18 protein-coding genes are annotated in these 25123 nt (G+C 60.1%); 8 read left to right on the forward strand and 10 right to left on the reverse strand.

Annotation, left to right across the window (positions count from 1 at the left end):
• Nucleotides 1-985, forward strand: a 985-nt coding sequence (locus Q0216_RS04120; RefSeq protein WP_298593155.1) for a TRCF domain-containing protein, incomplete at its 5' end; no start/stop codon positions are given.
• A gap of 136 nt (nt 986-1121) precedes the next feature.
• Entirely contained in the window at nt 1122-2540 is a 1419-nt protein-coding gene (locus Q0216_RS04125) for an NAD(P)H-quinone dehydrogenase (RefSeq protein WP_298593156.1), read from the forward strand.
• A 151-nt stretch (nt 2541-2691) separates the two neighbouring features.
• Here the strand turns inward: Q0216_RS04125 and Q0216_RS04130 are convergent, their stop codons facing one another.
• The 4 genes from Q0216_RS04130 to Q0216_RS04145 form a co-directional block, all read right to left on the reverse strand.
• Nucleotides 2692-4092: an MFS transporter gene (locus Q0216_RS04130; RefSeq protein ID WP_298593158.1), complete on the reverse strand. Its 1401-nt coding sequence runs from the start codon at nt 4090-4092 to the stop codon at nt 2692-2694.
• A gap of 412 nt (nt 4093-4504) precedes the next feature.
• The gene (locus tag Q0216_RS04135; RefSeq protein WP_298593159.1) at nt 4505-6325 is read right to left on the reverse strand and encodes a biotin carboxylase N-terminal domain-containing protein; all 1821 of its coding nucleotides are present in this window, start codon (nt 6323-6325) and stop codon (nt 4505-4507) included.
• 150 nt (nt 6326-6475) lie between these two features.
• Entirely contained in the window at nt 6476-7189 is a 714-nt protein-coding gene (locus tag Q0216_RS04140; protein ID WP_298593161.1) for a nucleoside triphosphate pyrophosphatase, read from the reverse strand.
• Between the two features lie 436 nt (nt 7190-7625).
• On the reverse strand, nt 7626-9035 hold the full coding sequence (locus Q0216_RS04145; RefSeq protein ID WP_298593162.1) for a dicarboxylate/amino acid:cation symporter: 1410 nt from the start codon (nt 9033-9035) through the stop codon (nt 7626-7628).
• A gap of 430 nt (nt 9036-9465) precedes the next feature.
• Between Q0216_RS04145 and Q0216_RS04150 the strand changes: the two genes are divergently transcribed.
• Entirely contained in the window at nt 9466-10386 is a 921-nt protein-coding gene (locus Q0216_RS04150; protein ID WP_298593164.1) for a hypothetical protein, read from the forward strand.
• A gap of 100 nt (nt 10387-10486) precedes the next feature.
• A complete protein-coding gene (locus tag Q0216_RS04155; RefSeq protein WP_298593166.1) occupies nt 10487-11779 on the forward strand; it encodes a glutathionylspermidine synthase family protein in 1293 nt (430 codons plus the stop codon).
• A 135-nt stretch (nt 11780-11914) separates the two neighbouring features.
• On the opposite strand, the gene Q0216_RS04160 is transcribed toward Q0216_RS04155, so the two are convergent.
• The 6 genes from Q0216_RS04160 to Q0216_RS04185 form a co-directional block, all read right to left on the reverse strand.
• On the reverse strand, nt 11915-13672 hold the full coding sequence (locus tag Q0216_RS04160) for a DUF885 domain-containing protein (RefSeq protein ID WP_298593167.1): 1758 nt from the start codon (nt 13670-13672) through the stop codon (nt 11915-11917).
• Nucleotides 13673-13893: 221 nt separating this feature from the next.
• Entirely contained in the window at nt 13894-16371 is a 2478-nt protein-coding gene (locus tag Q0216_RS04165; protein ID WP_298593169.1) for a restriction endonuclease, read from the reverse strand.
• Between the two features lie 480 nt (nt 16372-16851).
• A complete protein-coding gene (locus tag Q0216_RS04170; RefSeq protein WP_298593171.1) occupies nt 16852-17958 on the reverse strand; it encodes a restriction endonuclease in 1107 nt (368 codons plus the stop codon).
• A 297-nt stretch (nt 17959-18255) separates the two neighbouring features.
• On the reverse strand, nt 18256-18651 hold the full coding sequence (locus tag Q0216_RS04175) for an acyl-CoA carboxylase subunit epsilon (protein WP_298593172.1): 396 nt from the start codon (nt 18649-18651) through the stop codon (nt 18256-18258).
• A gap of 90 nt (nt 18652-18741) precedes the next feature.
• The gene (locus Q0216_RS04180) at nt 18742-20343 is read right to left on the reverse strand and encodes an acyl-CoA carboxylase subunit beta (protein WP_298593173.1); all 1602 of its coding nucleotides are present in this window, start codon (nt 20341-20343) and stop codon (nt 18742-18744) included.
• A gap of 319 nt (nt 20344-20662) precedes the next feature.
• A complete protein-coding gene (locus tag Q0216_RS04185; RefSeq protein WP_298593175.1) occupies nt 20663-20944 on the reverse strand; it encodes a YciI family protein in 282 nt (93 codons plus the stop codon).
• A gap of 221 nt (nt 20945-21165) precedes the next feature.
• Between Q0216_RS04185 and Q0216_RS04190 the strand changes: the two genes are divergently transcribed.
• The 4 genes from Q0216_RS04190 (at nt 21166) to Q0216_RS04205 (ending at nt 25072) form a co-directional block, all read left to right on the forward strand.
• Nucleotides 21166-22107, forward strand: a complete 942-nt coding sequence (locus Q0216_RS04190; RefSeq protein ID WP_298593177.1) for a biotin--[acetyl-CoA-carboxylase] ligase — start codon at nt 21166-21168, stop codon at nt 22105-22107.
• A gap of 142 nt (nt 22108-22249) precedes the next feature.
• On the forward strand, nt 22250-22738 hold the full coding sequence (locus Q0216_RS04195) for a glucose ABC transporter permease (protein ID WP_298593178.1): 489 nt from the start codon (nt 22250-22252) through the stop codon (nt 22736-22738).
• Between the two features lie 292 nt (nt 22739-23030).
• Nucleotides 23031-24182 (forward strand): adenylate/guanylate cyclase domain-containing protein, encoded by a 1152-nt coding sequence (locus Q0216_RS04200; protein ID WP_298593179.1) that lies wholly within the window; start codon nt 23031-23033, stop codon nt 24180-24182.
• Nucleotides 24179-25072, forward strand: coding sequence for a PP2C family serine/threonine-protein phosphatase (locus tag Q0216_RS04205; RefSeq protein WP_298593180.1), 894 nt, complete (start codon nt 24179-24181; stop codon nt 25070-25072). The genes Q0216_RS04200 and Q0216_RS04205 overlap by 4 nt, the downstream gene beginning before the upstream one ends.
• Nucleotides 25073-25123: the final 51 nt, after the last annotated feature.

Here is a 25123-nt window from a genome sequence, read left to right on the forward strand (position 1 = left end):
CAAGCTCGTGCCGGAGGCGCGCATCGCCACCGCCCACGGCCGCATGAGTGAATCGCGCCTGGAGCAAATTATTGTGGACTTCTGGGAGCACCGCTTTGACGTGCTGGTCTGCACCACCATCGTGGAGACCGGCCTGGATATTTCGAACGCGAACACCCTCATTGTCGATCACGCCCAGAACTACGGTCTGAGCCAGCTACACCAGCTGCGTGGACGCGTGGGTCGTGGTCGCGAGCGCGCCTACGCGTACTTCCTGTACCCGGTGGATAAGACCCTCGGCGAGATTGCACATGAGCGTCTGAAGGCTGTGGCGACCCACAACGAGCTGGGTGCGGGCCTGCAGCTGGCTATGAAGGACCTGGAGATTCGCGGTGCCGGCAACCTGCTCGGTGGCGAACAGTCCGGTCATATTGCCGGTGTCGGTTTTGACCTGTACCTGCGCCTGGTCGGCGAGGCCGTGGCGAACTATCGCGGCGAGAAGGAAGAGCGCGAGGTTGAAACGAAGATTGATCTGCCCGTCAACGCGCATATTCCTCACACTTACATTGATTCTGAGCGTCTGCGCTTGCAGGCGTACCGTCAGATTGCTGCCGCCGATACCGAAGAGAAGATCGCGGAGGCGCGTGAGGAACTGGTCGACCGTTACGGCGAACTGCCGGAGGCGGTAGAGAACCTGCTTGCCGTGGCGACGGTGCGTATGCACGCCCGTGCCGCCGGTATTCACGAGCTGGTGGTGTTGGGACCGAAGGTGCGCGTGGTGACCGCTGAGCCGCTGCCGGAGTCCCGCCAGATGCGTCTGAAGCGCGTGTACCCGGGTTCCACGCACGCCCAGCCGAAGGGTATGGACACCTGGCTGACTCTGGTGCCGCGCCCGAAGACCATGCCGGTGGGCGGTAAGGACCTGGTGGACGGCGCGATGCTGCAGTGGGCTGAGAAGTTCATCAACTCGATTTACGCCGAGAAACCGCAGGCTCTCGAGGAATAAGGGGGCGCCCCGTCTAACCGGCATATCTAACCGGCATGCCCCAAGTAAATGCTCGCCGTGCAGGTTGCCACAATATGGCATATCTGCACGGCGAGTGCGTTTGCCCCGCAGGGGCGGCATAGCTCACAATTAAGGCATGACTTCAACGGTGAACTATGCATCTCAGCGAATTGTAATTATTGGTGGTGGCCCCGGCGGCTACGAGGCAGCGATGGTGGCTGCCGCATCCAACGCGGACGTGACTCTGATCGAGCGTAACGCCATGGGTGGCTCCGCCGTTCTGACGGACGTTGTGCCCTCTAAGACCCTGATCGCTACGGCGGATATGATGACCCGCTTCTCCGAGGCTGGTAGCTTGGGCATTGAGAACACGAAGGGCAAGGCACCTCAGCTGCGTGTTGATATGGACCGCGTGAACCGCCGAGTCCGCGACCTGGCTCAGCAGCAGTCCGCCGACATCAAGCGTGCCCTGGCTTCTGCGGGTGTGAAGATTATTCACGGTACCGGTAAGCTTCTGGACCGCCACACCGTCCAGGTGACTGATGAGGCTGGTCTGGTCTACCCCCTGCAGGCGGACTTTGTGCTGCTGTCGGTGGGTACGCATCCGCGTGAAATGGCGACCGGTATGCCTGATGGCGAGCGCATTCTGACCTGGACTCAGCTGTACAACCTCTGCGAGGTTCCTGAAGAACTGATTGTGATTGGTTCGGGTGTGACCGGTGCCGAGTTCGCCTCGGCGTATAACGGTCTGGGTTCGAAGGTGACGCTGGTGTCTTCGCGTGACCGCGTGCTTCCCGGTGAGGACGAGGACGCAGCCCGCGTGCTGGAGGACGTCTTTGAGCGTCGCGGCGTGCGAGTGATGCCGCGTTCTCGTGCGGCTGCTGTTGAGCGTACTGAGGATGGTTCCGGCGTGATTGTGACCCTCTCGGATGGTCGTAAGGTTTCTGGCACTCACTGCCTGGTTGCTATTGGTTCGATTCCGAACACTGAAGATTTGGGCCTGGAAGACATTGGTGTTGAGCAGACCCCGAGCGGCCACATTAAGGTGGACGGTGTGTCCCGCACGAGCGTGAACAGCATTTACGCCGCTGGCGACTGCACGGGCGTGTACCCGCTGGCTTCCGTGGCTGCGATGCAGGGCCGTATTGCTATGGCGCACATCCTCGGTGATGCGGTGCGCCCGCTGCGCACCGATAAGGTTGCCGCGAATATCTTCACCTCCCCGGAGATTGCGACCGTTGGTGTGAGTGAGAAGGACCTGGCTGAGGGCGCCTACCGTGGTGATGCTGTGACCCTGCAGCTGGGTACGAACCCGCGCGCGAAGATGATGGCGATGCGCGATGGCTTCGTGAAGATTTTTGCTCGCCGCCACTCCGGCACTGTCATTGGTGGCGTGGTGGTTGGTCAGCGTGCTTCTGAGCTGATTTACCCCATTGCTTTGGCTGTGGAGAAGAAGCTCGCGGTCGATGACCTGGCGGATACCTTCACGGTTTACCCCTCGCTCTCCGGCTCTATTGCTGAGGCGGCACGTAAGCTGCACACTCGCGGCCTGTAATCCGCGCACACGAGGTGCTGAGTCGAGCGCTGCCCGCCGGGTAGAGCATCTCTGAAAAGCATAAAAGCGGTGGGGGTCGCCTCCTGAATCTAAGTAATTCAGGAGGCGGCCCCCACCGCTTTGCCGTAAGAGACGTTAGCTGTTCGAAGTTTTACTTCGTGGTGCTGACAGCGTTCATGTCCACGTCACGGGTTTCGTGAGTGAGCAGGATGAAGACGACGCTCAGGATCGATGCGAACGCCAGGTAGCCGCCCACGGCAGCCACGCCGAAGGAGGAGTTCAACCACACTGCCACGAACGGGGTCAGTGCCGCACCGAGGATGGACGCCACGTTGTAGGCGATACCGCTAGCGGTGTAACGCACGTTGGTGGGGTACAGCTCCGGCAGGTATGCGGACATGGAACCGAAGGACAGACCCATCAGGCACATGCCGATGAAGATGAAGAGGGTGACCACTGCGACGTTCGCATTCGCGCCGGTACCAACGACGGAGGGGGAGATGAACAGACCGAAGCACAGGCCGAAGACCGCCATAGCGACGGTGGTCCACAGCTGCTGGGTGCGGCGGCCGTATTTATCAGCCAGCCAACCCGAGATCGGGATGAAGATTGCAAAGCCGATAATGGAGATCAGCTGAATAATTAGGAACTCGCGGTAAGGAATAGCCAAGCCGCCCTTATCAGCCTTGGCGATACCGTAGGAGAGAACCCACGCGGTCATCAGGTAGAACAGCACGTAGCATGCCACCATGATGAAGGTGCCCTGAATCATGGGCCACCAGGCAACCTTGAACGCCTCAACGAGCGGGGTCTTAACCTTCTCGTTGTTAGCGGCAGCCTTGGCGAAGACGGGGGTCTCCTCCAGCTTGAAACGCACGTACAGGCCGACAGCGACCATCACGATGGACATCAGGAACGGAATACGCCAACCCCAAACCAGGAAGGGGTGCTCGAGGTTATTCGCATCAGTTGCGGAGTTGAAGGTAATCCAGCTGGTCAGCAGCAGCATGAAGCCGTTCGCAAGCACGAAGCCGATGGGTGCGCCAAGCTGCGGCCACATGGCGGCGCGGGCACGCTTACCGTCCTCAGCGTATTCGCTGGCGAGCAGCGCCGCACCGGACCATTCGCCGCCCAGACCCAGGCCCTGGCAGAAACGCATAATGGTCAGCATGGTCGGTGCCCACAGACCAATCTGGTGGTAGGTGGGCAGCAGGCCGATGATGAAGGTTGCCAGACCCATGGTGAGCAGTGCACCGACGAGGGTTGCCTTACGGCCGATCTTGTCGCCGAAGTGACCGAAGATCACGGAACCGAGGGGGCGCGCGATGAAGGCGACGCCGAAGGTTGCGAAGGATGCCAGAAGCTCGGTGGTTGCGTCCTTCGAGGGGAAGAACAGCACGGGGAACACAGCCACTGCTGCGGTGGCGTAAATGTAGAAATCGTAGAACTCGATGGTGGTACCAACGAGCGAGGCAAGAATAACTCGACTGCGAGGAGTCGTATTCTTCACCGATGCAGCAGACGCTTTCGTGTCGGGTGCAGAGGTGCTCATGAGGAAAACTCCCGAGATGGTGAATTTGTGCGTACACAAGGAGCCTGAGGTGGATATTCCATCACCGGTCGGTGCGGGAGGCGGGTGTGCCGTAGGCGCGTGCCGGGTGCCGCGACCGCATCGGGTAGGGTGCGGTGGGCGTAGGAATCTGAAAGGCTCCTCTAAAGTGCAACATTATAACTCTGTTCAGAAGAGACCCAACAAATACAGCCACTATTTGGACGTAATCGCAATAGGTAGCCGCTCAAACCCCACAGAAACAGGCAGGAGCGCAGAAACAGGCAAGAACGCAGAAACAGGCAAGAGCGGATATGGAAAATCCCCCGGAAAGATACGAGACATTACCTCATACCCTTCCGGGGGATTCGTATAGCCTACAGCGCTCGCGAGACCGCAGTATCGCGGCGAAGCGTTACTTGATGGTCGCCAGCACCGCACCGGAGGTGACGGTATCGCCCGGCTTAGCGGACAGACCCGAAACCTTACCCGCCTTGTGAGCGGTAATGGGCTGCTCCATCTTCATCGCCTCCAGCACCAGAATCAGGTCGCCCTCGGCAACGGTGTCGCCGTCAGATGCGGCAACCTTCACGATGGTGCCCTGCATGGGGCTGGTCAGCTCGTCGCCGCCACCCTTTGCCGCGCTACGTGCTGAACGGGACTTGCGGGTCTTGGCGGCGGGCTTAGCGGCAGGCTTCGCGCCACCGCTCAAATCGGGCAGGGACACCTCCATACGCTTACCGTTGACCTCAACGACCACGGTGGTGCGCTCATCCTCATCGGAATCCACGCTACCGGGCGCACCGGAGTACATGGGGATGGTGTTGTTGAACTCGGTCTCAATCCAGCGGGTGTGCACCTTGAAATCGCCGCCCTCAGCCGGGGCGAAAGCGGGATCATCCAGCACGACGCGGTGGAACGGAATGACGGTGGGCATACCCTCAATGGTCAGCTCAGCCAGGGCACGGCGGGCACGCTGCAGAGCCTGCTTGCGGTCCGCGCCGGTGACAATGAGCTTAGCCAGCATGGAGTCGAAGTTACCGCCGATAACGTCGCCAGCCACGAAGCCGGAATCCCAGCGAACACCGGGGCCGGTGGGCACGGTCATCTTCTCGATGGTGCCGGGGGCGGGCATGAAGGAACGGCCCGCATCCTCACCGTTAATACGGAACTCGAAGGAGTGACCGCGCAGAACCGGGTCCTTCTCCTCAATCTTCTCGCCGCGAGCAATGCGGAACTGCTCACGAACCAGGTCCAGACCGGAAATCTCCTCGGAAACGGGGTGCTCCACCTGCAGTCGAGTGTTGACCTCAAGGAAGGAGATGGTGCCGTCGGTGCCGACCAGGAACTCACAGGTGCCGGCGCCCTGGTAGCCAGCCTCACGCAGAATCGCACGGGACGCCTCGTACAGGCGCTCATTCTGCTCATCGCTCAGGTAGGGGGCGGGCGCCTCCTCAACGAGCTTCTGGTTACGGCGCTGCAGGGAGCAGTCACGGGTGGAAACCACCACGACGTTGCCGTGCGCATCCGCCAGGCACTGGGTCTCAACGTGGCGGGGCGAATCCAGGAAGCGCTCGATGAAGCACTCACCGCGACCGAACGCCGCGGTAGCCTCACGAACAGCGGACTCGTACATCTCAACAATGCTCTCGCGGTCGCGCGCCACCTTAATGCCGCGGCCACCGCCACCAAATGCGGCCTTCACCGCAATGGGCAGGCCGTGCTCATCCGCGAAGGCAACAACCTCATCGGCGGACTTGACCGGGTCCTTGGTGCCGGGCACCAGGGGAGCGCCCACCTTCTGCGCGATGTGGCGGGCTGCCACCTTATCGCCCAGCTGGGTAATGGACTCGGGGGAGGGACCAATCCAGGTCAGGCCCGCGTCAATGCACTTCTGCGCGAACTGTGCGTTCTCAGAGAGGAAACCGTAGCCGGGGTGCACGGCGTCAGCGCCGGAGCGGAGAGCGATTTCAATGAGCTTGTCCATCACCAGGTAGGACTGTGCCGCGGTGGCGCCGCCGAGAGCGTAGGCTTCATCGGCGAGTTTCACGTGCTGGGAGTCGCGGTCGGGGTCAGCGTAGACGGCGACGGTCTGCAGGCCCTCATCGCGGGCTGCACGAATCACGCGGACAGCAATTTCACCGCGGTTAGCGATCAGAATCTTGCTGACCGGGCCGGTGTGACGGCCGGGGACTGCAGTAAATTTCTTGGCGGCTTCTGCCTGGTGCTGAGTCACTTAAAGCTCTCCTTTAATCTCCTGCTCCAAGGATACATCGGCAGGATTGGCGAATATAACGCGCATCATACTGTTCTATCTTATCGATTGGTGTTCAACAATGTATATTTCAGGGCGCGCTTTGAGACAGATTTATGCTGTGGGCCGGTTCTAATTCTCTTGCTCGGGCGCTAGCCACAACTCGGTTACAGCAACCCCGCGGCGGCGCAGCATATCGCGTAGCGCGTGGATGGACAGGCCCACCACCGTGTGGAACTCGCCCTCAATACCGCGAATGAACGCCGAACCGTAGCCGTCCAGGGTGAAGGAACCGGCTACCCAGAGCGGCTCGCCGGTGGCAATGTACGCCTCAATCTCTTCGGGGCTGAGCTCATCAAAGTGGACGGTAGCACTGCGCAACTCAGAAACAGTGGGCAGCTCAGACGTAGCGGGCAGCTCGGCGCCCGGCTCAATGCCGCGCAAATCCACGAGCGCGTGACCGGTATGCAACACACCGTAGTTGCCGCTCATAGCGCTGATGCGCTCGCGCGCCGCCTCGGCGGTGTGCGGCTTGCCGTAGGCAACACCCTCAAACTCGAAGACCGAATCGCACCCCAGAACCAGCGCATCGCGCACGCCCTCGGCGGCAAGTTCGGCGGCAACCGCCTGCGCCTTCAACTGCGCCAGCAGGGAGGCGGTCTCCGCCGGAGTGAGTCCCGCACGTCCCTGCGCTCGCGCCTGTTCGTTGGCGGCGGCGAGTGCGGCATCCTCATCTACGGAGGAGACGCGCACCGTGAACGCGATGCGGGAGTCTTCCAGGAGCTTGCGGCGCGCCGGGGAGGCGGAGGCAAGAATCAGTCGGGTCGGTGAAGCGCTGGTAGTCATGGGTTCTATTTTAGAGCGTCGCGGCGGTGTTTTACCTTCGAGTGCAGATTAAGGGTCACTGGGTGGAACCCTCTGCCGGTGCGTCAGAGTTGAACACGGCTCCTTGGCGTGAGCTGCGGGAGGGGAGGGCTGGGGCGCCGAGTCCGGAGGGCATAAAAGCCGAGCCTGGAGGGCATAAAAAGAGCGTGTCCCATCCCCCTCAACCACGTAGGAGATGGAACACGCCGTCCAAAATCATAACCCTTCTCAAACATTAAAAGAAAAGAAGAATCAATAGTGACGTTTTTATGACGTTTGACAAATATATTTCGCCCGTGCTGTGCGCCCATGCTGGGGAGGCGTGGGCGGCGGAGAAGCTACACGGCGCTAGGCAGCACCGCCTAGCGCCGTGTGCGTGAGCCTTCGCCAGATTAGCTCGTCAGATTAGATCGCCAGATTAGCGGTGTGCCGCGTCCTCCACCTCGTGAAGTCGCTGCGCCTCGCCGGCGATGCGCTCATCGTAGAATTCCTGAGCTACGAAGCCGCCCTCCGAGCGGGGAGCGTTGTAGAGCTCCTCATCCAGGATGCCCTCGCGGCGAGCCACAATCGCGGGAACCAGAGCCTGACCGGCAACGTTCAGAGCGGTACGGCCCATATCAACGATCGGGTCAATCGCCAAGAGCAGACCCACACCGTCCAGAGGCAGACCCAGAGTGGAAAGGGTCAGGGTCAGCATCACGATAGCGCCGGTCGTACCGGCAGTTGCTGCCGAACCGAGCACGGACACCATCACAATCAGCAGGTACTGGGTGAAGTCCAGCTGAATACCGTAGAACTGAGCCACGAAAATCGCGGCAAGAGCCGGGTAAACCGAGGCGCAACCGTCCATCTTAGTGGTCGCACCCAGCGGAACGGCGAAGGATGCGTAGGCGCGGGGCACACCCAGGTTGCGTTCGGCAACGGTCTGGGTCATCGGCATCGAACCCATCGAGGAGCGGGACACGAAGCCCAGCTGGAGCGCCGGCCACACGCCCGAAAAGTACTGGCGAACCGACAGGCCGTTCGCGCGAACAATAATCGGGTAAACCACGAGGAAAACCAGCAGCAGGCCAATGTAGAGGGCGATAACGAACGCGACCAACGAACCCATCGACGCCCAACCGTACGCGAACACTGCCTTAGCAATCAGACCCACGGTGCCCAGCGGTGCCAGGCGAATAATCCACCACAGAATCTTCTGAATAATCGCCAGCGCGCTCTTGACTACGTCAATGAACGGCTTGGCTGCCTCGCCGACCTTCAGCGCGGCGATGCCGACCGCGCCGGAAATAACCAGGATCTGCAGCACGTTGAAGGACGCCGATGCGGTGATGCCGGAATCACCGGACTTAGCGCTGACACCCAGACCCAGGAAGTTCACCGGAATCAGGCCGGTCAGGAACGCGGTCCACGAACCGGTCGAGCCGGTGTACGCATTGCCCTGCACCTGCGCACCCACGCCCGGCTGAACAATGAGGCCCATTGCAATACCAATGAGCACCGCGAAGAACGCGGTAATCGCAAACCAGATGAGCGTGTTAACTGCCAGGCGTGCCGCGTTCGTTACCTGCGACAGGTTAGAGATGGAGGCGACCACAGCGGTGAAAATCAGCGGAACAACAGCTGCCTTCAGCAGGGTGACGTAGGAGGAGCCGATGGTATCTAAGGTCACCATGAGCCAGTTGGGGTTGCTCTTCGCGTCCCCACCCAGTGCGAGGGCGAGCGCGCCGAGAACAATACCCAGAATGAGGGAGGCAATGATTTGGTTGCCGAAAGAAGTAGCCCACTTGGGCAGACGTGAACGAGATGATGCATGCGGTGTAGACATGTGGCATACTCTAGAACTTTTGCGCACTCTATCGCGAGTTTGTGTGAAGAAGTGTTTCAACCCGGTGCAGCGTAGGGGATGTATGACGAATCGTGACCTTCTGGCGGTACATCCAATAGCCCATCTAATAACCATCCACCCGCGCCGCCACCCGTGCCGCCACCAGTGCCTCCAGCTACCCCAAATAGGCGGTTAAATCGGCCGATAATTAGGCGGCAGTCACCGCAAAAGCAAACAGAAAGGAAACAACTGCGCAACATGCGGCGAAGCTTGCTGAGATTTTGCCGTCAGCTGATAATCCGAAAGCTAGGGCTTGATATGCTGGAACCACACCGATAGTCCGGCGAAAGTCGCCGGATGATGCTGTACCCACTCAGCTTCATGTACGCGTTGAGCGTTACGCCACGCACCACCTTTCAAGGAGAGATGCATGAGTTCTGCTCCCCAATACCCCGGCGGAACCACCAACCCTAACGGCCCGAAGAAGCCCGGCAACCGCATGGAAGCAGTCGCCAACTTTGCTACCCGCGCCGCACAGACCTCAGCCCAGCAGACCCTGAACCTGGGCGCGACCCGCCCCGGCATCGCCAAGATGATTGCCGTAGCTGGCGCCGGCGTGCTGCTGGTTGGCGGTGGCATCTTCGCCTACAACTCCATGCACCAGGAAGAGAACGCATTCTTGGCGCAGGGCGAAGAGTACGCCCGCGTCTGCCAGGATGCGCAGACCGGCCTGCGCGTGGAAGATAGCGAATGTGAGAAGGCAGGCGTTCAGGAGCCGACCGACTCGTCCAGTAGCGATTCCTCGGGTTCGTCGAACTCGTCGGACTCCTCTAGTTCCTCCGGGTCTTCTGGTTCTACCTCTTCTGGCTCGACCACCAGCCACAACACGTCGAATGCGTTCCTCTGGTACTACCTGGGCCGCCAGAGCGCCGCGAATTCTTCCGGATCCCACTACATTCCTCCCGTGGGCTCTAAGCTCTCCGGAGGCAGCACCACCCGCCCCAGCAACGGCACCGTCTACAGCGGCGTGTCCTCCAAGGGCGGTAGCTTCGAAGACTCCTACCGCACCGCGAAGAAGTCCGCTACTGTCTCCTCGGGTAAGGTGACCAGCACCAATAACTCCGGTAAGACCTCCTCGGTGCGTAATAAGACCACCGGCTCGGTCTCCAGCGGTAAGCAGGGCACCAGCAATAGCGGTAGCACCGGCTCCTACAGCAAGTCGAACACCTCCAAGTCGGGTTCGTCCTCGAACTCCGGTTCTTCGTCCAAATCTGGTTCTTCGTCGAAGTCCGGCAGCAAGGGCGGTTTCGGCGGCGGCTCGAAGTCCGGTGGCGGTACCTCCGGCGGCTAAGCCATACGCCATCACACTGAATGCGGGCAGGGACTGAGCGGTCCCGCCCGCATTTTCCTCACTATTTTCCATTCACTACTTCGAAGGAGCCTAGCCCCTCATGCGCCGTGAAGAATTTCCCGTCGGCCGACCCGACTGGGAGAACGTCATCATTGAGGAAGGCCTCACCTACAGCGTGGACGGCCCCCACGACACCGACCACTATTGGAACGAATACGCCGCCTACGTTTTCAGCCCGCAAGAAATGGACTCTGTGCGCGCCCAGGCGGAAGAAATGCACCGCATGTGCCTAGAAACCGTCGAGTACATTGCCTCCGGCGCGTTCGGCACCCTCGGCCTGCCCCAGGCGGCATTCAACCTCGCCGTTGAATCCTGGAACCGCCGCGACGCCGACTTCTACGGACGCTTCGACTTTATCTACTCGGGTGTGCCCGGCGACCCCATGAAGCTGCTCGAATACAACGCCGACACGCCCACCGGCATCGTGGAGGCGGCAGTCAGCCAGAAAACCTGGGCGAAAGACCAGCGCCTCGACACCCGCGGCTACGCCCACTGGGGTGAAATCGGCGAAGCCTTCACCAACCGTTGGCGCCACATCTTCGCCCCCGAAATCACCGCCGGCGTGCAGCCCGTACTGCACCTGGCGCACGTGAGCCCCGAGATTGACGAGAACAACGAGGACTACAACAACCTCTGGCTCATCGCCTACGCGGCACAGCAGGCGGGCATCAAAACCCACATGATTCCCATCGACGAAGTCATCTTCAACGAGGAGACTAAGAGTTGGGAAGATGCCCGCGGACGCGCCATCACCAACCTCTTCAAGCTCTACCCCTGGGAGGACCTGGTCACCGACAGCGAAGCAGGCTACGACAAGCTCCTCTTCGCCTACCACGGCGCCATGGACCGCTGGATCGAGCCGGCGTGGAAGATGTTCCTCTCCAATAAGCTGCTGCTCGCCGCGCTCTGGGATAAGTACCCCGGCCACCCGAACCTCGTACCCACCTACGCGGGCCACCGCGGCGGCATGCGCAACTGGGTTCGCAAGCCCATCTTCGGACGCGAAGGCGACGGCGTAGAAATCTACGCCCCCGACTACGACGTCTTCATCAAACCCGAAGAGGACGACTTCTTCGCCAACGCCCCCGAAAGCGAATTCATCTACCAGGAGTACATCCCGGCACCGCGCTACGAAGGCATTATCAACCCGGTCAGCCACCCCATCCTTGGCGTGTGGGTGGTCGACGGACGCACCGTAGGCGTGGGCATCCGCGAATCGAACGGTGCGCTCACCGACTACTGGTGCCGCTTCGCCCCGCACCTGGTGGACCTGAACGACTCCACCGGCATGGGATTCGGCACCACCGACCCGGGCGCCGCAAACTTCGGATAGCCCCCAGAAGACATAGAGCTCAGAAGACATAGACCTCAGAAGACACGAAAATACAGCGAAGCCCCCGCCTCAGCTATAAAGCTGAAGTGAGGGCTTCGTGTATGGAGTTCCTAATCAGAGACTCCAGTTCAGAGGCTACTCGTCGTCCTCATCGTCGTCATCCTCGGTATCCAGAGGAAGCATCATCTCGTCGGTCAGGGCGCGGCGCAGAGTATCCAGACCCACCGAACCGAGCAGAAGCGCACGCGTGTGGAACGCACGCATGTCATCGCCGCGGCGCAGAGCCTGATCGCGCAGCTCCAGCCAGAGGCGCTCGCCAATCTTGTAGCTCGGCGCCTGACCCGGCCAACCCAGGTAACGCAGGAACTCGAAACGCAGGTGGCCCTCGGACTCGTCCAGGTTCAGCTTCAAGAACTCGTAACCCAGCTCAGAAGTCCAGATGGTGCCCGGCTCAACGCCCAGCTGCTCAGCCCACTCATCGGGAATCGGCATCTCGCAGTGAACACCAATATCGAAGACCACGCGGGCGGCGCGCATACGCTGAGCGTTCAGCATGCCCATGCGGTCACCCGGATCCTTCAGGTAGCCCAGTTCCTCCATGAGGCGCTCGGCGTACAGTGCCCAGCCCTCACCGTGACCGGAAACCCACAGCATGTTCGTGCGCCAGGAGTTCATGGTGCCCTGCAGAGCCGTAGCGATAGCGATCTGCAGGTGGTGGCCCGGAACGCCCTCGTGGTACACGGTGGAGGTTTCACGCCAGGTAGTGAACGTGTCCTCACCCTCGGGAACCGACCACCACATGCGGCCCGGACGCGAGAAATCGGGGGAGGGGCCGGTGTAGTAAATACCGCCCTCGTTTGTGGGCGCAATGCAGCACTCAATGCGGCGCATGGGGCCGCCAATTTCGAAGTGGCTACCCGCCAGGTTCTCTACCGCGGCGTCGGCGAGCTTCTGCATCCATGCCTTCAGCTCATCGGTGCCGTGCAGCTGACGTGCCGGATCCTCATCGAGCAGCTGCTTCGCACGCTCAATGCTTGCGCCCGGCTCAATCTCCTCGGCAACCTCACGCTGACGAGCAATAATGCTCTCCAGCTCCTTCACGCCCCAGGCGTAGGTTTCGTCCAGGTCAATGGTGGTACCCAGGAACGAACGGGAGTGCAGGCTGTACGCCTTACGTCCCACAGCGTCGCGGGAAGGAGCGACCGGTTGCAGCTTCTCCACCAGGTAGCTGTTGAGGCGGCGGTAGCCTTCCTTCGCAGCCTCGGCACCGGCGGCAGCCTGATCCTTCAGCGAGGGGACAGCCTCGGTGACCTCAGCGGCAAGCTCGTCAAAGAAACCACCGGGAGCGTAGTACGCGGCGGTCTGCTCAATGACAATATCCACCTGGCGGCGCGGGGCAACCTTGCCCTCTTCACGAGCCGCCTCAAGAGTCTGGATGTAGCCCTCCAGCGCCTCGGTCACGCGGTGCATACGACCAATAATGTGCTCCCAATCCTGCTGAGTGTTGCGCTTCATCAGGTCAAAAACCGAGCGCACCTCCTGCGGGACGGAGGCAATATTGTTCAGCTGCCAGCCACCAAAACCAGCCTTGTACTGCTTGCGGTACAGGCTCAGGCGCTCCTGCAGAGCATCCAGGGTGACCAGGTCAACGTCGTCAATAGGCAGGACGCGGTCAACCTTCTTCAACGTCTTCTTCGCAAGGCGCGCAAAAGCCTTCTCGCCGGCGGGCGAGTAATCGGGGTACAGGGTCTCTACGCCTTTACGACCAAGCTCAGTCGCCTGGACGGGGTTCAGGTCGAGGACCTTTTCAAAATATTCGTTAGCAATCTGATCGACGTCGGTCAGCGAGCGCTTCAATCGGTAGATGCTGGGAAGTTCCTGGTAAGTGCTCATGTTCATATCCTAACTCAGGGGTGTGCCTTCAACCACGATTTTCGGTGAGTTAGTTCGCTCAAACCGGCAATATTACGAACTGAGAGGCACCGAACGCGAGGAAAACGGCTCACCTGTGGACAACTCGCCGGTAGCGGAAGACGCGAAAACGCCCCGGCTTTCTCCTCCTGGACGTGCAGAAAAGAGAAGACCGGGGCGCCCCCAAGATAGGCTAAAAGCTACTAGCCGGCGAAGTATTCGCCGTTGAGCTCCAGTAGACCGTTCGTGCCCTCAACCACGCCGAGGCGGTGTGCAATGAGGCGGTCCTGCAGCTCATCGCCGGATACCAAGTCCACCAGAATGTTCGGGTACTTGGTTGAGCAGCGGATGAACTCGTCGTACGCCTCATCGCTGAACGCAGCGTTCGTGATGAAGGTGCCGAGCTGACCGCTGCGGGCGTGAATCGCCAGGAAGAACGCGGTAATATCCTGCGGCTGAACGCTCGCGGTCAGAGCGCCGCCAGCTACCGGGCGCAGAGTACGCACGTAGAATGCGCGTTCTTTTTCGCCGGTGGCGGGAGTCGCCACACCGTCCACGCCCTGAGCCTGTAGAGCCTCCACCGTGTAGCCTCGCATCAGGAACAGATCGAAACCAATGCTACGGAAACGCTCCTCAGACACCTGAGCCAGCGCCGGAGCCAAAGCCTCACGGCGGAAGACCTGACGGTAACGCTTGAGCGCCTCACGCACCTGAGCGGCAGCTACCTGCAGCGCGGTCGAGGGCTCAGCAGCCGGAACAACAGCAGCGGAAACAATCGGCTGAACGGGAGCTGCAACGGGGACCGAAACAGCAGGAGCGGACACAGCGGGAGCGGACGCCACAGGCTGGGCGGTAGCCTCAGCAACCGGTGCCGCCGGAACCTCAGCGGGCGCCTGGACAGTAGCCGCCTGGGTAGGAGCCGCAACCGGCGAACCAGCCGGACGCGCCAACAATGCCGGAGAAGCACCCGGCACCGGAGCCAACGGCTCACGAGAAGCGCCCTCACGAGCCGCCAGGCGAGCCTGACGCTCCGCCGCGCGCGCCTCCTTCGCAGCCTGAAGAGCCTCCTCACGAGCCTGCAACTCAGCCGCAATATCCTGAGGCAGCTTGTGCTTGAGCGACTGCGGCGGCAGCGGCGCCATGCGGGCGGTCACCGCCTCCGGAGCACCCTCCGGGAATCGCTTGAGCAGCTCCTTACCCGCCTCGCTCAGCTCATAACGCTCAGGGTTCTTGCGGGAGGTACGACCCGTACCCTCACGCAGAGCGTTCAGGTAGCGTTCGCCCTTGAGCACGTGCATCGCAACCGAATAGCGGTTACGCAGACGCGGGGTCAGCTTATAACGGTGCGGAGCCACCTCACCCTGCAGGTACGGGATATCCAGGGCGATCTTCAACTCATCGTAAATGTCGTAGTAGGAGATACGCGGGTTCTCCTCCACGAGCTTCAGAATCGGGTACAGCAGCTGATGCGGGTACGGCAGAGCGTCCACCGCCGCAGGATCCAGCAGAGCCGAAGCCACCAGCTTCTGAACGCTCGGCTCAGTCATCTGCGCCAGCGTCGGCGCGAAAGCAGAACCCAGCGAGTAGACGGTCTCACGTTCAGAGAGGTAGTGGTGGGCGGTCAGCACATCGTAGAGGTAATCCTGCGCGTCAATCTGCACAAAATAGGGGTTCGAGGACGCCTGCTGAATGCGCTCGTCGCGGTCAAAGACCTGCTCCAGGCTCGGAAGGCTCAGCTCCACATCGGCGCCATGGTCGTTGAGGGTGTCGAGCAGCAGAACGCCCATATGGGTCAGCAGAGCATCGGTTGCGGCAATATCCTCAGCCGTAATGGAGGCGCCCTCATCCTTCACCAGCGCCAGCACGGAGCTCAGCTCGCTCGCCGGCACGCCGGTCTCCTCGTAGCGTGCCACGAGCTCCTTTGCCGAAGGCGACAGCGAGTACAGAGTCAGCGGAGAATCCGTGTGCTCGTGAATCGTCTTGGTGCGCAGGTAGCCCTCGCGGGTCAGCAGGCTCAGCGCCTGAGCAATCACCGGCTCAATAATGCGCTGTTCCAGGTACGACAGGCCGTACCAGCCCTGCACAAAACCGCACTCGCGCAGCACCAGCTCGCGAATCTTCACGGGTGCCGCCGCGGGGTAGGACGGGGTGACACTCAGAACGATGGGCAGAAGCTCACGCACCGTAATGTGCGAGAGTAGAACCGGGTAGAACTGCTTCAGGTAGTAGAGGTACACGCCGCTGAGGAGGGGCAGAACCGGCAGAAGTGCCTGCGCCTGCTGTTCCTTCGGGGTACCGAGTAGCTCGCGGCCAGCCTCGCTGAGGGTGTAGTGCAGGTTGCCCGGATGCAGCTGGCTGAGGGACACCTCAAGATAGTCAGCATTGACCAGTGCCGCAATCAGCTTATTGAGCGCCTCACGGAAGAGAACATTGTCACCGACCGCAATGAAACGCTGAGTCATGTTGAAACCCAGGTCCACGCCTACGGGGGTGTACATGTCGGGGAAGAAAACCTTCTCGCCACGATCCTGCGCGCGCTCAAAATGGCGGAGCAGAGAGAAAGCCGCCGCAACGCTGAGAGTGCGTGCTTCCTCGGGTAGAGCCTCCCACGAGGTTTCCTGCTGCAGAGAGTGCAATTCGGAATGGTCGATATGGAGCATTGTTTTATTCACAAAAGCCACGTTGGGCTCCTTATCTGGTGTTATTTATCGTGCGGGCGTTCTTCATACAGTGCAATCATTTGAACGGGAAAATATTCACACAATGCTGTGCGACACCATCTTTATTTTTGGGTCGATACTTTGGTAGCCCGTCGTGAAGAGAAGCGGGAAAGGCGGATTTCTCGGCCCGTTCCGCTCACGTACCCTCTTCTGTGACGTGCACTCGGGAAGAACGCTTAAATTATGGTGAAGTGCCTAGACCGTCGCGGGTATATTCACTTCGTGAAATAACGCGAAGAATATATAACGCATTACCCTCCCATTGTATCGGCTGGTTTCAAAAATAACCTAGATTTCTAAAACCAGCCGATATATGAAAAATGCCCACAAGGAAAAGTGAAAATACATTAAGTGAAATGACGTGGGAAATGCTCGAAGGTCGGGGATATTTAGAGGGAAATACCCGCCCAAAAACACCCCGACTGCTCCAAACCGCGAGGGCTAGTCCATGCCGCGGGTAAAATACTCCTCGTCAATGCGGTACCCGCACTCGCCCTCGCCATCAAGCACACCAACACGGTGACGAATCATCAGCTCCACCAGCTGATGCTGATCAACCAGAGCAATATTGCGTGCTCCCGGTAGGCCCTGCAAATACTCGGGCACTGGATGCGCAAAAGCACCGCAGGTCACCAAAACACCCTGCAAGCCGCCGTGCAGAAGCACCGCACCGGCAAGCTTCTGAATCTCGTTAGGGGTGACCTTCATAGTTCCGCAATAATGCTTCACCTGAATATAAATCGGTGCAAAATCCAGGCCATCAGAGTAGCGGGCAATAACGTCCACGCCCTTATCATCGGCACCACCGGTGACCTCGGTGCTAAAACCAAGAGCCGTAAAAATATCGGCAACAATCTGCTCAAAATATTCTGGCGTCACCGCGTGAACATGCTGAATTAAATCCTGCGTAAAGCGCTCAGCAAATTCCGCCTGAGCATGAATGACTGGCGAATCACTGGCGCGCAAAATAATATCCAAAGGGGACTGACCCGCAGGCCACGCCCCCGCAATGCCCTCAGAATTCACAGCACCTGCAGAATTGAACGCATGTTGAAGGTGCTCTGCGCCGGTTGCTTCGTGCGCGGGGGTAGCTTCCTCGGTATCGGTGGCAGGGAGAATCGGCTCCACGCCGGTGACCGCATCACCATCGGAAGAACCAAAAATGAGCCGATGCTCCGCCTCCGCGGTCTCCAGCAGGGCATTCGCCTGCTTCTTCAGCTTCTTCGTAGTCCTAGCCGTCAGGCTCTGAGCACACAACGCCTGCACCTGCTTCACCACACGCGGCGGTACCGAACCGTGCAGATGCGGGGTGCAGGTCAGCTCGGCGCCCAGGGGAGTGAGCAGGTACTTCCTCTTCTCCCACGGGGTCAGGCGAGGCATAAGCTGGGCATAACGAAGCGCCACCAGGATTTTCAAGGTGGTGCGCACAGCCACCGCAAAATCGGTGGATTCAAGATCAGGTAGATTCTTCTTCGACCCCAACGCCTTAGTCTGCTGCCGCAACTGCTCACTAACATAGGCGGCGGTGCGGGGCACAGTCTTCGACAAGCGCCGTAGCGTCGGCAACAGAAGCGCGACGTAGACATCAGGTGGGGGCCTATGATTTTTATTCAGCATCTTTGCCATGGTCCCTGCCAATTATTAATACTTATGTGATGGTATATACATCGTAGCATCAAGGCGTATCATCGTCGCTTTATCGTTTCTAATATGACAAAACCGCAAGAATCAGTGCATTAGATGTTCAATAGCGCAATATAAATCTTGAATTTGAGGCAAAACAATATATTCCCGCCACACCAGCCAGTGTGACGGGAACATAAAAAGCAGAGTAATCAGCCCGCGCTACATGGGGCGAGCGCGCCTCCACGAACCGGGACCGGGACGCAACGAAGCGCCCAGGCGCTGACCGCGGTTCAGGATGCGCGAAGCAGCACCCACCAGCAGGTTCTGCTCCTGCTTCGCGGCGTTCGCCTGCATCATTGCCACCACAGCGGTGAGGGCGGCAATCTCCTCCGGAGTGGGGGAGCCCTTAACAACCTTCAGCAGAGGCTCCTGCTCAGCGTCAGTATCTACCGAAGACTGAGCAGAGTCCTTCGCTGCGCTGGATGCGGTACCCGCGCGCGCAGAAGAACGCGCGGAGCTACGCTCAAGCTGTTCGGTGCTCTCAGCAGCCTCCGAACTATCCTTCTTCTTGCCGAACGAGAAATAACTCAGCGGGTTGTAGCCTGCCAAAGGCACGCCTCCTTAAAAACCTAAAATCCTGAGAAAACCTAAAAGCCTGGGAATGCCCGCGCCACAGGCGGCGCGGGCACAACGCACAACGGAAGCCTACAGCGGGATGTTGCCGTGCTTCTTCGCCGGGGTAGCCGCACGCTTATCGTGCAGGGCGCGCAGCGAAGAAATAATGCGCACGCGAGTCTCACTCGGGGCAATAACCTCGTCAATGTAACCCAGCTCAGCAGCCTGGTACGGGTTCAGCAGCTCTTCCTCGTACTTGGCGATCAGCTCAGCGCGGCGAGCCTCAACATCGCCGCCCTCAGCCGCCAGAGCAGCCAACTCACGACGGTACAGAATATTCACCGCACCCTGAGCACCCATCACACCAATCTGAGCGGTGGGCCACGCCAGGTTAATATCGGCACCCAGCTTCTTCGAACCCATCACAATGTACGCACCGCCGTACGCCTTACGGGTAATGACGGTCACCAGCGGAACGGTCGCCTCCGCGTATGCGTAGAGCAGCTTAGCGCCGCGGCGAATAATGCCGTTGAACTCCTGATCGGTGCCGGGTAGGAAGCCGGGAACATCCACGAAGGTCAGAATCGGAATGTTGAACGCATCGCAGTGACGCACAAAACGGGCAGCCTTCTCGGACGCAGAAATGTCCAGGCAGCCGGCGAACTGCATCGGCTGGTTCGCCACAATGCCGACCGTGCGGCCCTCAACGCGGGCGTAACCAATCATCACGTTCGGGGCGTAGAGCGCCTGCATCTCCAGGAAGTGGCCGTCATCGACCACGGACTCAATGACCGCACGCATATCGTAGGGCTGGTTTGCCGAATCCGGAATCAGGGTATCCAAATCCAGATCGTCCACGGTCACCACGGGCTCCTGGTCGTGATCCAGGGGCAGGGGCTCAGAAAGGTTGTTCGAGGGCAGGAACTCCAGAAGCTCACGCACAAAGTCGAACGCGTCTTCCTCATCCTCAGCAAGGTAGGTGCTGGTACCGGTCACAGAGTTGTGCTGGCGCGCACCACCGAGGGTTTCCATGTCCACGTCCTCGCCGGTCACGGTCTTAATGACGTCCGGGCCGGTAATGAACATGTGCGAAGTCTTATCCACCATGATGATGTAGTCCGTCAGGGCGGGGGAGTACGCTGCGCCGCCAGCGCAGGGGCCCATAATGACCGAAATCTGCGGAACCACACCGGAGGCGCGCACGTTCATGCGGAAAATATCGGCAAACATCGCCAGGGAAGCCACGCCCTCTTGAATGCGGGCGCCACCACCATCGTTAATGCCGATAACCGGGCAGCCGTTCTTCAGCGCGAACTTCTGCACCTTCACAATCTTCTCGCCGTTCACCTGCGAGAGGGAACCGCCGTACACGGTGAAGTCCTGAGAGTACACGGCAACCAGACGGCCATCCACGGTGCCGTAACCGGAGACCAGGCCGTCACCCAGAGGCTTCTTCGCCTCCATACCGAATGCGGTGGTGCGGTGGCGGGCGAGGGCATCAAACTCTACGAAAGAACCCTCGTCCAGGAGCATCTCGATGCGCTCGCGGGCGGTATTCTTGCCGCGTGCGTGCTGCTTTTCGATAGCTGCCTCACCGCTGGGCGCGAAGCTGCGCTCTCGACGTGCATAAAAATCAGCGAGCTTACCGGCGGTGGTGCTCAAATCAAATTCCTGCTGGAGGTTCTCGGACATTATTCCTCGTTCCTGCTCCACCCGATTGTCGGGAGCCAGTGGTTGCGGTGATGGTTGCTCAGAAGGCCCCGAAAGGCGCTCTTGAACAATGTGCATATCCCTCAACTATAGTGCGAACTGGGGCACATATGCCAGGTGAGAAGCCAGAATATCAACACTAGATACACTTTTATGCACCCAGCACCGAAGAAGGTGCATATAGCGAACGAAAAGTACGAAAGAACGACTCAAAAGAGTGCAGAAAACCCCCTCTCGCGCCAGCAATCCTTGCCGGCGAAAAGGGGGTTTACGTTCAAGCTTTTCCAGCGTGAAATGACGCTTAGATGGTGCCCAGAACCGGGTTCCACTCGGTGATGGTGTGGGACAGAACCGCGCCACCGACGTTCATCGGGTCGCCAGCAACCAGCTTCTCAGCCGCCTCAACGGAGTCGACCTTTGCAATCAGCAGAGCGCCGGCGGGGGTCTCGCCATCCAGCAGGGGACCGGAAACGATCAGGTTGCCCGCCTCAATCTGCGAACCAAGGTACTCGCGGTGAGCCGGACGGTACTTCGCCTGCTCCTCGGGAGCTGCGTAAACGTAAGTAATTGCGTAATAAGCCATAACGGTCTTCTTTCGAGCAGGGCGGAGGAACCTCCGCAGCCGGTCGGTGCTTGATGCACCCTCACTGTCTAATGTACCGTCTCGGGCGCCGGGTGGGCACCACCGGCGGCAAGAAATTGATATGGTGAGAAACCAGTGCGACTCGGCAGGTTTCGGCGGTGAGCTGAAAGCGGGTCGGCATACTGCAGAGTAGTTTCGAGCAGAGTAGAAAGGTGCAAGCCGTGGAGAAGAACATGTACACCGAGAGCGATCATTCGGTTTTGGATGCGCCGCGCATCCGCACCATCGCAATGGAAACCGGATACTCTAGCGTAAACCTCTACGACGAAGTCGACTCCACCACCACCCGCGCCCGCGAACTACTCATGGACGGCACAGACCCCGAACGCGAACAGCTCGGCGAGCTGTCCGTCTACGCCAGCCTCTACCAAAGCGCCGGACGCGGCCGCCTCGCCCGAGCCTGGACCGCCCCTCCCGGAGCCTGCCTCGCCGTAAGTATCGTGGTGCGCCCGCACGCCTCCGCATACCCGCTCGCCCGTGAACTACCCGAAGACAGCTACCACTGGCTGACCCTCATCGCCGGGCTCAGTGTGGTCGATATTTGGCGCAGCTACGGCGTGGACGCCGCCCTCAAATGGCCCAACGACGTCATCGCACAGGGTGCCAAAGGCTGCGGAATTCTCGCCCAGCTCGTTCCTGAAAGCGGCTCCACCGAGGGGCAGCGCAGCATTATTGTGGGCATCGGCCAGAACACGAACATGTCCGCCGAACAGCTGCCCGTACCCACCGCCACCAGCCTGAGCCTGTGCACCGGGCAGATCATCGACTCCTCCGAGGTGCTCACTCGACTGCTGAGCATCTTCGCCCGCCGCTACCGCGCCTTCGTGCACGCCGGCGGCGACCCCGAACGCCCCGACCCCTTCAACCCCGAGAGCATCAGCCTGCTCGACCAGGCGCGCGCCGCCACCGCAACTCTCGGAGCCAGCGTGCGCATGAGTCTGCCCGACGGAAGCACCGTAGAAGGCGTTGCCGAAGACCTCGACGCGCAGGGGCGCATCCTCATTCGCCGCGAGGACGGAACCCTAGAGCCCTACGCGGTGGGCGATATTGAGCACCTTCGCCCCGCCAACGGTAGCTACGGAGATTTTCAGCAGGCACACTAGAACCAACCCCTAAAATTTCAGCCCATAAAATTTCTGCCCATAAAACTTCAGCCCGGCACGGCAACACTGAATACGCCCACACCACCTCAACCGGCGTCCCCCTCCAGCCGGAACATAACAACCTGCACAGCTAAGGAACACCATGCGTTTGCGCGGAAAACTCAACCCCGGTGAGCATGTCATCATTGCGACCCGACAGCACTACGGTGCCCTGCTGCCCACGCTTGCCTACCTGCTGGTTGCTATCGCCGCCTCAACCTTCACCTCCACGGCGCGGTCCTCACCGATTCTGTGGACTCTCGGCATGATTTGTGCGGTAGGCGCCCTGATTAGTGCCGTGCGCACCGGCTGGCGTTGGGCAACCACCTACTACCTGCTGACCACCCACCGGCTCGTGGTGCGCCGCGGCATGATGACCCGAACCGGAGACGAATCCCTCTATCTGGATTCCATGGGGGAGCGTTGGGCAAAACAGCGCGGCCCGGGAGCCTGGCTAGGCTACGGTTCGGTGTACGTGGTCTGCCGCGGCGTGCATCACCGCCTGACCTATGTGCCCGACCCCAAGCGTTTTGAAAAAGAAATTAAGGCCGCCCGACGCGACTACTACGCCCTGCGCGCTCGCTATATTTAGGGCTTCTTCGCCCCTTGCCGCCGGCTCAGGCGGGCATCGTAGGGTTGGCTCAGAGCCTAAACCCGCCGGTTAATCTGCCGAAAAAATGCGGACTAGAGTATTCTTAAATGTGAATTACTCCACTAAACTATCCTAGGGTGCGGGCGCTTTTGTGACCCAAGCACCACAGTGGAGGGGTATATTAACAAGGCGCTATACCGTGAAGCAGTGCACAATCACTGCACGGCACACGCTAGCGCACCCGCACGACAGAACAGATGAACCGGCAGATATGAAAGGAGCGGCAGCGGCAATGAGCACGGCAGACCCCCAGAAAACTGCACACTCTCCGCAGGGCACCGGCGCCACCATGGGCCCCGAAACCCAAATGCTGAACCTCAAAATTCTGCAGAACCTCGCCCAGAACAATATCTACCGAGACGAGGAATCCAAAGCAGGAATCCGAGCCCTCGAAAAGTCACTCCTGGGACAGGGCCGCCGCTACACCCCCGTAGAAGCCGCAGAATGCGCCGGACTTCCCCTCGAAACCGCCCAGCGTATCTGGCACAACATGGGCTTCCCAACGATTGCCAACCATTCGCCCTACTTCACTGAAACAGACGTGCAGATGCTCGCCGACCTGCAGAAGCTGGACGCAGAAGGCGATATCCGCATGGAATATGTGGCATCCCTCGTGCGCGCCGAAGGTCAACTGACCGACCGCACCGTCGCCTGGCAGATCGAGGCGCTCGTGCACAACATTATGGTCACCGAAAACCTCAGCGATAATGATGCCCGCCGTAAGCTCCTCAAAGACTTTCCGCGCTATCTTGAGGTTCTCGAGCGCCTGGCGCTGTACGCATACCGTCGCCAGATGTACGCCGGAATTCTGCGCCTGGGATTGCGCGAAAACAACGTGACCACCTCCGGGCTTTCCCGCCTGCCTCTGGTGCGCGGCGTAGGGTTCGTGGACCTGGTTTCCTACACCTCCCTGGTGCGCAACCTGGACGCTGCGGCTCTTTCTCAGCTCATCAACCACTTCGAGCAGAGCTGCCTGGACGTCATTGCACCCCTGGGCGGCCGCATTATCAAGACCCTCGGTGACGAAGTTTTCTTCCTCACCGAAACCCCGGACGCTATCGCAGAAATTAGTCTGCAGCTCTCCGAAACGATTGGTGCCGACCCGCAGCTACCGGAAGCCCGAGTCGCCTTCATTTGGGGCGAGGTTCTGGCTAATCGCGGCGACGTGTACGGCTCCAGCGTGAACCTGGCTGCGCGCCTGGTTTCTCTGGCTGAACCGGGTACCGTGCTGACCGATAATGAGACAGCAAACACGCTCCGACAGGTGGGAAATCGCTATACTCTCACCTCTCAAGGAACGCGAAACGTTAGAAGCTTTGGTAACGTAGACCCCGTGGCGGTGACTCGTCGCGTGAACTACACAATGGAGATAGACCTCTCATGACTGAACTGAAACTACGTACCGGTGGTGCAACGCACCGCGGCGCACATCGAGAAAATAACGAAGATTCGATGGTCGTCGCCGGTTCCCTTTGCGTGGTCGCGGACGGCATGGGAGGCCACGAAGCGGGCGAAGTAGCATCGCGCCTGTGCGTGCGTCAGCTCGCCTACTCGCCCTTCTTCACCATGCCCGGTGGCCGTAGCGAAGAGGAACAGCAGGCCTACGTTGAGCGCCTCGCAGCTATTGACGAGGAAGACCCCGCCAAGCGCCGCCGCCGCGCAAACACCCTGCTTAACAATGAAATCGTGGGCGCCCTGAACCGCCTGCACGATATCCTGGGCGAAACCAACGAGGAAATTAAGCAGGCGCTTTCCCGCTCCGGCGGTACGACCGTGACCGGCGCCTGGCTGACCCGCATCGGCGACCGTAACCTGTGGGTTATTTTCAACGTGGGTGACTCCCGCACCTACCGCCTGTTGCGTGAGGACGAGGGTATTCACCACTCCGCCATGGAGAAGCTGCCCGGCTCTGAGGGTTCCGCCTCGCTGGAGCAGGTCACTAGCGACCACTCTGAGGTGCAGTACCTGGTTGACGAGGGTCAGATTACCGCCCTGGAGGCGCTGACCCACCCGCGCCGTAACGTGATTACCCGCGCGCTGGGTACCGGCAACTACTGGGAGCCGGACTTCTGGGTTCTGCCCGCCCGCGCCGGTGACCGCCTGATGCTCTGCTCCGACGGCCTTTCCGGTGAGCTTTCGCACGAGTACATGGCGCGCGTGCTTACTTCGATTCGCCACCCGCAGGACGCCGCTGACGTGCTCCAGCACGAGGCGCTCCGATCGGGCGGCCGCGACAACATTACCGTAATTGTTGCCGACGCTGTCGAAGCCTAAACTTCATACCGTGTGATTCACCCCCCCCGTTTTCTCGGGTGCTCGATTGAG

This window comes from uncultured Rothia sp. (genome assembly GCF_937976295.1).
In the GTDB taxonomy this organism is placed as follows: Bacteria; Actinomycetota; Actinomycetes; order Actinomycetales; family Micrococcaceae; genus Rothia.